Below are 9,909 nucleotides of genomic sequence, written 5' to 3' on the forward strand. Positions count from 1 at the left end.
GGAAGTGGTGTTATCGCTTTCCTTTTCCATCACGTCCGACACCTAGATTGGGCGGTAGATAATAATAGAAAAAGTATGTCACAGGCTGATGGCTGCTGACTCTGTGTCTCAGCCTCTCCCTCTCTTATCCAAATTACTAGCTTGCTAGAACCTTTGACAAGGAGTCACCATGACGCCCGATCTACTCTTTAAATCACTTTGGGACGATTACATTCACAGGCTTTGTCCATCGGCTGAGAAAGTGCATCACTTGCTGAAAGAAGACGAAGCGCTGATTAATGATCACATTGCATTGCGTACTTTCAATGTTGCTCCTTTGGGTATTGAAACATTAGCGAAGCCTTTCCTAGAGTTAGGCTATAAGGCGTGTGGCGACTACTTGTTTGAGAGCAAGAAGTTGGTGGCTAAGCATTACGAGCACCCAGATCCAAAACAACCAAAAGTGTTCATTAGTGAGTTGAAGGTAGAAGAGTGTTCAAGTGACTTGCAACAGATCGTTGCTAAGTTGGTTGAGCAAGTGGACTCAAGTAAGCTTCAAGGTCATGAGTTCTTGTTTGGTGGTCGTCTTTGGGATTTGAGCTTCGCTGACTTCCAAGTACTAGCGAAAGAGAGCGAATACGCGTCTTGGCTCGCGGCTCATGGATATGGTGCAAACCACTTTACGGTGAGTGTGAACCAGCTAAATGAATTTGATGAAGTGCAGGCGGTGAATGACTACCTGAGCGAGTCAGGCTTCACGATCAATGCATCTGGTGGCCAGGTTAAAGGCTCTCCAGAGGTCTTATTAGAGCAATCATCAACAATGGCAGATAAAGTCCCAGTTTCATTTGTTGAGGGCAATGAGATGATTCCTGGAGGCTTCTATGAGTTCGCTAAGCGTTATGCGATGGCTAATGGTGAGCTTTATACCGGTTTTGTGGCAGCATCGGCTGACAAGATCTTCGAAAGCACTAACGGTTAACAAAAGGTACGAGCACGGACTTTGTCCTAGAGATTCGAGTACGCTTCGCTTCGAGGAAGTTTACAAATAGGATTCTGTGAGTTTTTATCGTATCTCGCATCTGCTCTCTGGGTCTTCAGAAAACAAAAAAGCCACCAAATTCGCATTTGGTGGCTTTCAAATTTTTGGCTCAGTTAATCGAGATTAACGAGTGCCGTATACCACGATAGTTTTACCGTGTGCAGAAATTAGGTTCTGCTCTTCTAGCATCTTCAAGATACGACCAACGGTCTCACGAGAACAACCAACGATCTGGCCAATCTCTTGACGAGTGATCTTGATTTGCATGCCGTCAGGGTGAGTCATTGCATCTGGCTGTTTCGCTAGGTTTAGTAGCGTTTGAGCGATACGACCTGTTACATCAAGGAACGCTAAGTCACCAACCTTTTGGCTAGTTACTTGTAGACGGTTTGCCATTTGCGCTGAAAGGCGCATTAGGATATCTGGGTTCACTTGGATAAGTTGACGGAATTTCTTGAAAGAAATTTCAGCTACTTCACAAGGAGATTTAGCACGAACCCAAGCTGTACGCTCTTGGTCTTCTTCGAATAAGCCTAGCTCACCGATGAAGTCGCCTTGGTTTAGGTAAGAAAGAATCATTTCCTTACCTTCTTCGTCTTTGATAAGAACTGCCACAGAACCTTTAACAATGTAGTACAAGGTTTCTGCCTTTTCACCAGCATGAATCAAAGTACTTTTTGATGGGTACTTATGAATATGACAGTGTGAAAGGAACCACTCTAATGTTGGATCGGTTTGAGGTTTACCTAGAACCATAATATCTCACTTCCTCTGCAGGGTATGCTTGCCGCTTTCCGTATTTTAGCTAAGCCTGGATTGACTTGTAGGATAAGAGCACTCGTTGAGCGCTGCAAGCTATCTTGTGTTTCGTTTAAGAATAGTATCCTTTTTCAGGTACTATTTCTTGATTTTAATCGTGACCAAGCTACGATTTTTTACGCAAAATTGTGCACATGATCACGGTATGAAAAGTAATCAACCAGAATGGTGCTCTGTTAACCAATTTTTCCGGTTTCGATGAGTTGTTGTAGGATCGGCCTTACAATGAGCTCCATAGCAAAACTCATCTTCCCTCCTGGTACCACAAGCGTGTTGTGGCGAGACATAAATGAGCCATCAATCATAGCTAAAAGGTAAGGGAAATCGACGTTTTTGATGCCGCGCAAACGTATAACAACGAAGCTTTCGTCTAAACTTGGGATCCCTTTAGCGTTGAGAGGGTTTGATGTGTCTACGGTTGGAACACGCTGAAAGTTGATGTGAGTACGCGAAAACTGAGGAGTAATGTAGTTAAGGTAATCATCCATCGAGCGAACAATCGAGTCCATTACTGCTTCACGAGAATGACCACGATCGCGTGTGTCGCGAACGAATTTCTGGATCCATTCTAAGTTGACGATAGGTACCATGCCGATCAGCAAGTCGACGTGTTGAGAAACATTGATATCGCCATCAACCACACCGCCGTGCAGGCCTTCGTAAAACATCACATCTGAATTTTCTGGGATCTCTTGCCATGGCGTAAAGGTGCCTGGCATTTGATTGTAAGGAACGGCTTCATCGAACGTGTGCAGGTAGCTACGTACCTTGCCTGTACCTTCGTTACCGTATTTACGGAAGAACTCTTCTAGCGCACCAAAGTCGTTGGCTTGTGGACCAAAGTAGCTGATGTGCTTACCTTGCTCGCGCGCTTTACGGATCTCGACATCCATCTCTGGTCGAGTGAAGCGATGGAAACTATCCCCTTCAACCCAAGCGGCCTTCACGTCCATCATATTGAACATTTTACGGAAGGCTTCTGAGGTGGTGGTGGTGCCGGCTCCTGATGAACCCGTCACCGCAATAATTGGATGTTTAGCGGACATGACAACCCTTGTCTTTTGAGTAACTTACTTGTTAGCAATCGTTTACCACTATAACACGGCTCCTTTATGAGCGCAGCCTAGAAGCGTTTTGTGACTTGAATATCAACGGTTTCATGCAGCTCAGAAAATACGATACTGACTTCTCCTGAGGCTAATTGATGTTTCACTTGGTCAATCTTGTTTTGCAATGAAACCTCTACATCACCGTAGTCTGTACCTTCACGCAGCACGAACTCTTTGATGAGGTTTTCCAGTGTTTCTGGTGCAATGTCTTGCCATGGGATGATCATAAATACTTCTCTCTTTTATGTTCATAAATAGGTTTATTGATGTGTTGATTACTGCGTCTAGTGACGTCTACCACTCAGTCCTTAAAAAGGCTCGGTCATTATGCCGAATCTTGGATACTTTCATAGTAGGCTGGCAATGCTTCTTCTAGCCAAAACCTGGGCTTGAGCGTGCTACCGGTAATGAACCCCACATGGCCACCTTTCTGAAACAAGCGATAATCAATATTGTCTGGTAGTACGAATTTTGGAATAACATCATCAGTCATGAAAGGATCGTCTTTAGCATGAATGATCTGAGTCGGTAGCTTAATCTTATTCAGTTTTGGAAGCGCTGAACATTGAGCATAGTAGTCTTGAGCATTCTTAAATCCATGCAGAGGCGCAGTGATCCTTTCATCAAACTCATACAGTTTGTCTATTTTTTTGATGGTTTCAGCGGAGATACCTATTTTTTCTTGTAACAGCTTAACCTTTTTCAAGGCATTCGATTTGAGTGAGTTGAGCAGGTATTTTTTATAGAGCCTAGAGAAGCCTCTTTCAATACGACTGGAGCAGCAAGCTAAATCAAAAGGAGCAGAAACTATCGTTGCCGCCGACAGTAATGGGTCGTCCGCATACTCAGCCAAGTAGTTCGCCAGCATGTTTCCGCCTAGAGATATACCAACCGCAACCTTTGGGTTATTGGGAAATTGCGCGTGTAAGTGTCGTAGAAAGAAACGAGCATCTTCTACTTCTCCTGAATGGTACGCGCGAGCCAAGCGATTCGGTTTTCCGCTGCATCCTCTAAAGTGCATCATCACGGATAACCAACCATCTTTAGCAAACGCATTCATCAGTCCATTGGCGTAAGGGCTTTCAAAGCTGCCTTCCAAACCGTGGAATAGAACGAAAATGGGCTTATTATTCGCATCTCCTCTGCTTTTATTATCACTATTGGGGCTATCTCCCTTCGGGTCCTCGCTCCATGCAAGGTCGAGGAAATCACCGTCGGGAGTTTCTAAGGTTTGCCATTGAGGATCAAATAACGCCTGCTTTCTAATAAACCGTGGCACTAAGGTTTGTAAGTGCGGATTAGAGAGACCAGCCGCTGCGGTAAATATTGTCATAAAACAGTCCATGCTTCTTTTATGGGCTTTGATAAAGTGTTGAGCTTTTAGTGAAACGCCCATGTTTTTATTTGAGCTTGGTTGATTCTCGGCATAAGCGCAAGAGTTTCACTCATACAGGTTACAAAACAGGTTGTAGGTAACTGGTTGAATACTATCGAGGTTAAGCTTGGATCTTGATTGAATAAAAGGGAAAGAGAACGAGCTAGGGCTGTGGTGCTGGTTCAGAAAAAGCGTCGCAGAGGTTTTCAGCCCCTAATAAACGACAGTACTGAAAAGTGAGCGGTGATTGCTGGTTAGCGTACAGTTGTAGGGAGTTTATACAGTCGACCAGATCGGACTGTTGTTGCTTTTCAAGCTGTAACTCAAACTTTAGCGCTTCACGGTATAGAGAGTCGACAACGTGTGCTTTGAGATGTTTACGTAGCTCTCGATAGCTATGAAGCAGGGTTTCAGAGCGGCTTAAACACTGTTGAACTTTATGCCACTCTTCTTCAGCAAAAGACAATTGCTGCTCATCAAGCCATTTGAGAAGCAGCAGTAGATTGACGTTGCCGTGGAACTGGTTTTGCAAAGCTAAGCACGCATCCTTTACACCGCGCACACTGTAATACTGAAGGCTAAATTGCCATAGTCGTTCCAGTGTTAGTGATATTGGGGCGTGCTCTGGGCTCATAAGCTATCCATATCCTGTTCCATCTGCTCAAGCTCTTCTTGAGTGGACATCCAATCCATTTCAACTTCTTCTAGCTGTGACTTACTGCTCGCTTGGAGAGCGAGTACTTTATTCAGTTTAGCCTTATTTTCAGCTTCATACAGTGAAGTGTCGGATAATTCTTGTTCGGCTTCTTCAAGAGCCTGCGTTAATTTATCCATCTGCTTTTCAAATTGAGTGAGCTTTTTACGAAGTGGTGCCGTCAGTTTACGGAACTCGGCTTCTTTTCGTTTCTGCTCTTTTTTCGCTGCTGCACTGTTGGCGCCGTCTTTTGCTGGTGCCAATGCTTGTGCTTCTTTGCGCTCAACTTTCTGCTGTTCGGTTAGCCACTTGTAGTAATCGCTTAAGTCACCATCAAACGGTGCTACTTGGCGGTCGTGTACAAGGTATAAATCATCGGTAGTCGCACGCAGTAGGTAACGGTCGTGCGATACGATAACCATTGCGCCTTCAAATGTCTGCAGGGCAAAAGTCAGCGCTTGACGCATGTCGAGATCCAAGTGGTTGGTTGGTTCATCGAGTAGCAACAGGTTTGGTTTTTGCCATACCAGTAGCGCCAGAACTAAACGCGCTTTTTCACCACCTGAGAAGGGTGCTACTTTATCAAGTGCTTTTTCACCTTGGAAACCGAAGCTACCTAGGTAATCACGCAATTGTTGCTCGGTGTGTTTAGGGGCAATCTGCATCATGTGCTGCAGCGGTGTTTCTTCTGGGTGCAACGTTTCTAACTGGTGCTGTGCAAAGTAACCAATCTTAACGCCTTGCGAATAACTCAGTTCACCGCCTTGCTGTTTCAGTTCGCCAGAAAGCAGTTTAATCAGTGTTGATTTACCAGCGCCATTTCGGCCAAGCAAACCAATACGACTGCCCGGTACTAGGTTCAAGCGAATCTTTTCTAGAATCAGATTGTCATCATAGCCCGCTGATACTTCATCCATCATCATGATTGGGTTTGGTAGTGCGTCTGGTTCTCTAAATTCAAAGCTGAATGGATTATCAAACTGAGCAGGCAGCACTTGTTCCATTTTCTCTAGCGCTTTAATACGGCTTTGCGCTTGGCGAGCCTTTGAAGCTTTGTAACGGAAACGGTCAATGTAGCTCTGCATGTGAGACATCTGTTTCTGCTGCTTTTGGTACATCGCTTGTTGCAGAATCAGTTTTTGCGCTCGTTGGGTTTCGAACGATGAGTAGTTACCCGTGTACTCATTGAGCTGTTGGTTTTCAACGTGCACGATGCGGTTGACGATAGGGTCTAAGAAGTCTCTATCGTGCGAGATAAGCACTAGCGTGCCAGGGTAGCTTTGTAACCAACGCTCGAGCCACATTACTGCGTCTAAATCCAAGTGGTTGGTAGGCTCATCGAGTAGCAGTAGGTCACTGCGACACAGTAGGGCTTGCGCTAGGTTCAAACGCATACGCCAACCACCTGAGAATTGAGTCAGGTTCCATGTCATTTGTTCTTGGCTAAAGCCTAGGCCATCCAGTAACTCGGCAGCACGTGCCTTTATGCTGTAACCACCAATGGTTTCAATCTTGCCGTGGATCTCTGCTACCAATGTGCCATTGTCGGCTTGTTCAGCTTTCTCTAGTTGATCTTCAAGGCCGCGGTATTCACGGTCACCATCAATCACGTATTCAATTGCTGTTCTTTCTAATGCAGGGGTTTCTTGAGCAACCCAAGCCATTTCCCAATGGGCAGGTTTGCTGAATGAGCCCGCATCAATAGACAGTTCGTCCTTAATTAAGGCGAATAGCGTAGATTTACCACAGCCGTTTTTACCAACCAAACCGATCTTGTCGCCAGGGTGAAAAGTCGCAGATGCTTGGTCGAGGAGTGGCTTACCGCCGCGTAGCAATTGAATATCAGAGAAAGTAATCATAATTGAAATAGCATAGAAATTAGAGGTGAACAGACGCCTGCATAGTAGGCTGAAACCAGATAAAAGTCGATCACAATGCAATTTGCGTTATGATGCCAATAACATATTAATAACTTTTGCTTAAATTCTTGTGGCCTTGCCACCGTTTAGCCCTCAAAGGAATGTTTCAAAGGAATGAGTAATACTCCCTCGACAGACAAAGCCGTGCCAAAGGTGTTAATAATCTACGCACACCCAGAGCCGCACACCTCTATTGCTAATCAAATGATGGTTAAAAAGGTCGAGTCGCTCGGTCATGTCAAAATTCACGATCTCTACGCCATCTACCCAGACTTCTTTATCGATGTGCCTTATGAGCATGATTTACTCCTAGAGTACGATGTGATTGTGTTCCAGCATCCTCTGTTTATGTATTCCTGTCCTTCGTTATTGAAGGAGTGGTTTGATCGTGTGTTAGGAAAAGGATTTGCATTCGGTGAGCAGAGTGCGCTTAAAGGCAAACACTGGCGTAGCGTTATTACTACTGGTGGTAAAGAAGAGGCGTTTGGCGCCGCAGGCTATAATAAATATCCATTACAAGAGATCTTGCAACCATTCGAGCTAACCGCTGCTTTGTGTCAGATGCACTGGATATCCCCCTTAGTTTTACACTGGGCGAGAAATGTTTCGGATATGACGCTTTACCAACACGCCGAAGCGTATCGAAATTGGTTGCGAGACCCGCTACAAGATATAGGAGCAGATGATGGCTCTGACTAATGATTTTCTACAAAGTAGCGTTATATTTTTAGCGGCTGCTGTGGTTGCGGTTCCTATCGCACAGCGCGCTGGTTTGGGTTCAGTCCTCGGTTACCTATTAGCAGGTGTGGCAATTGGCCCATGGGGGCTGGGCTTAATCAGTGATGTAGAGGCGATTCTGCACTTCTCCGAATTCGGGGTGGTACTGCTGCTCTTCCTGATTGGTTTAGAGCTTAACCCGAAAAAACTGTGGCAGATGCGAGCCCCCATTCTCGGGTTGGGCGGCGCGCAAGTGCTGATCACCACTCTAATTATTACCGCCATCGCCTGTCTATTTGGATTAACCTGGCAAACCAGTCTCGTGATAGGTATGGGTTTGGCGCTGTCTTCGACTGCGATTGCCTTGCGTGTTATTGAAGAGCGAGAGCTCGGCGGCAAAGAAGCAGGGCAGTCAGGCTTTGCAGTACTGCTTTTCCAAGATATAGCTGTTATCCCTATGTTGGCGATGCTGCCTTTGCTCGCTGGCAATACGGGCGGCAGTTGGGCTGACATGCTGTGGATGCTAGGCGGTGTGATTGGTCTGCTGGTCGGTGGTCACTTCTTGTTGAGGCCACTGTTCCGATACGTAGTGATGAGCGGTGTCCGTGAGCTTTTCACGGTTGCAGCGTTGTTATTGGTGATTGGTATTGCCGTCATCATGCAGCAGATTGGCTTATCGATGGCATTAGGTACCTTCCTTGCGGGCGTCCTTCTGGCTGAAAGTGAATATCGACACGAGCTTGAGATCGCGATTGATCCATTCAAAGGTTTACTGCTTGGTCTGTTCTTTATCTCTGTGGGTATGGCGGTAAACCTAGGTCTACTGGCAGAAAGCCCATTCGCAATACTTATTGCAGTGTCGTCGCTAGTCGTATTGAAAGGTTTGGTGCTGTATGCGCTGGCTCGTATCTTCGGCACTCAAGCTAAAGCACGCAGCCGAATGGCGATGATCCTTAGCCAAGGTGGTGAGTTCGCTTTCGTTATTTTTACTGCGGCGAGTGCTCAAGGCATCTTAAGTGGCGAACAAGTGTCGTTCTTACTGGTGGTTGTGAGCCTTTCTATGGTGACCACGCCATTGATGCTTAAACTGCAAGACCGATTCTTTGCACGTCAGCTTAATCAAATCAGTGAAAGTGCGATGTCTTCGGATGTGGTTGATCGCAGCCCTCGAGTGATTATTGCGGGCTTTGGTCGTTTTGGTCAGATCATTGGTCGTCTGATGTATGCCAACAAGATTCGTATCACTGTCCTTGAAAGTGATGCCAGCCAAATACACATCCTTAGAAAGTTCGGCTACAAGGTGTTTTACGGAGACTCGACTCACCTAGAGCTATTACGCGCAGCCGGTGCTGATAAAGCAGAGGCGATTGTGTTGTGTACTGACTCCCCAGATGAAATCATGAAAACCGTCGATTTATGTAAGCAGCACTTCCCACGCTTAAAGATCTTGGCGCGTGCACGAAGCCGTGTTGAAGCGTATCAACTACTTAACCACGGTGTGAGTAACTATTCGCGTGAAACCTTCCTTGGAGCATTGGATTTAGGTCGTCAAACATTGACTGAACTTGGCATGCATCCATATAAAGCGAAGCGAGCAGAAGCACACTTTAGAAAGTTGGATAATGGTATGCTGAAAGAGTTGCTGCCTCAGCATAACGAAGATGCCGAGTTAGCCCAAAGAGCGAAAGAGGCTCGTAAAGAACTTGAAGAGATCTTTGGACACGAGATGGAAAACGATCACCAATCTCGAAACTATTGGCAGTAGCTTGAAGTGATAACTCATGCTTGAGCTTAGAAATAGAGCTTGGGCATAGAAATAACAGACTATAGAACTAACCTAATAATAAACGCGGTCTCTGCTTAACTTATCAATAAAGTGAGTGGGAAGAACCGCGAATCCAGAGCAGTAAAGGATATGAACGTGAAACAGAAAAAACGCTTTATCGCAGGGGCAAGCTGCCCAAGTTGCAACACTCAAGACACACTCCGTTGGTGGATTGAAAATAATATCGAGCTGGTGGAATGTGTCGATTGTGACTTCACAGAACAGCGTAAACCGAAAACTGTAGAGAAATCTGAACACGCGAATCAAGAAATGATCGGTATTTTTAAGCCAGAATGATTGAGTTTCGTTAATTGATCCCCATAATATCCCGGTACAGAATTTTTCTTAAGCTCAACTGTTCGAGCTTAGTCCAAACCTCCTTGGAGCTCTCATGAAAATTGAAAAGAACGTAGTAGTTAGTGTTGCATAT

10 protein-coding genes are annotated in these 9,909 nt (G+C 45.4%); 4 read left to right on the forward strand and 6 right to left on the reverse strand.

Annotation, left to right across the window (positions count from 1 at the left end; all coding sequences use genetic code 11):
• The first annotated feature begins 169 nt into the window (after positions 1 to 169).
• Positions 170 to 961, forward strand: coding sequence for a DUF1338 domain-containing protein (locus AB4623_RS12955; protein WP_372146576.1), 792 nt, complete (start codon positions 170 to 172; stop codon positions 959 to 961).
• A gap of 183 nt (positions 962 to 1,144) precedes the next feature.
• Here the strand turns inward: AB4623_RS12955 and crp are convergent, their stop codons facing one another.
• From crp to AB4623_RS12985, 6 genes are all read right to left on the reverse strand, one after another.
• Positions 1,145 to 1,777: a cAMP-activated global transcriptional regulator CRP gene (gene crp / locus AB4623_RS12960; RefSeq protein ID WP_004729651.1), complete on the reverse strand. Its 633-nt coding sequence runs from the start codon at positions 1,775 to 1,777 to the stop codon at positions 1,145 to 1,147.
• 239 nt (positions 1,778 to 2,016) lie between these two features.
• Positions 2,017 to 2,886 (reverse strand): phosphoribulokinase, encoded by an 870-nt coding sequence (locus AB4623_RS12965; protein WP_010435210.1) that lies wholly within the window; start codon positions 2,884 to 2,886, stop codon positions 2,017 to 2,019.
• Positions 2,887 to 2,963: 77 nt separating this feature from the next.
• Complete coding sequence (locus AB4623_RS12970; protein ID WP_010435208.1) at positions 2,964 to 3,176, reverse strand: YheU family protein; 213 nt, start codon at positions 3,174 to 3,176, stop codon at positions 2,964 to 2,966.
• Between the two features lie 98 nt (positions 3,177 to 3,274).
• On the reverse strand, positions 3,275 to 4,282 hold the full coding sequence (locus tag AB4623_RS12975) for a hydrolase (protein WP_016783703.1): 1,008 nt from the start codon (positions 4,280 to 4,282) through the stop codon (positions 3,275 to 3,277).
• Between the two features lie 205 nt (positions 4,283 to 4,487).
• On the reverse strand, positions 4,488 to 4,958 hold the full coding sequence (locus AB4623_RS12980) for a TIGR02444 family protein (RefSeq protein ID WP_017066206.1): 471 nt from the start codon (positions 4,956 to 4,958) through the stop codon (positions 4,488 to 4,490).
• Entirely contained in the window at positions 4,955 to 6,877 is a 1,923-nt protein-coding gene (locus AB4623_RS12985) for an ABC transporter ATP-binding protein (protein ID WP_017061112.1), read from the reverse strand. The genes AB4623_RS12980 and AB4623_RS12985 overlap by 4 nt, the downstream gene beginning before the upstream one ends.
• A 174-nt stretch (positions 6,878 to 7,051) precedes the next feature.
• On the opposite strand from AB4623_RS12985, the gene kefG reads away from it, so the two are divergent.
• The 3 genes from kefG (at position 7,052) to AB4623_RS13000 (ending at position 9,776) form a co-directional block, all read left to right on the forward strand.
• Entirely contained in the window at positions 7,052 to 7,636 is a 585-nt protein-coding gene (gene kefG / locus AB4623_RS12990) for a glutathione-regulated potassium-efflux system ancillary protein KefG (RefSeq protein ID WP_372111518.1), read from the forward strand.
• Positions 7,623 to 9,419: a glutathione-regulated potassium-efflux system protein KefB gene (gene kefB, locus AB4623_RS12995; protein ID WP_017061110.1), complete on the forward strand. Its 1,797-nt coding sequence runs from the start codon at positions 7,623 to 7,625 to the stop codon at positions 9,417 to 9,419. Before kefG ends, kefB begins: the two co-directional genes overlap by 14 nt.
• Before the next feature lie 156 nt (positions 9,420 to 9,575).
• Entirely contained in the window at positions 9,576 to 9,776 is a 201-nt protein-coding gene (locus tag AB4623_RS13000) for a YheV family putative zinc ribbon protein (RefSeq protein ID WP_029235422.1), read from the forward strand.
• Positions 9,777 to 9,909 lie beyond the last annotated feature (133 nt).

The organism is Vibrio sp. 10N.222.52.C12, assembly GCF_041474215.1.
GTDB classification, from domain to species: Bacteria; Pseudomonadota; Gammaproteobacteria; order Enterobacterales; family Vibrionaceae; genus Vibrio; species Vibrio crassostreae_C.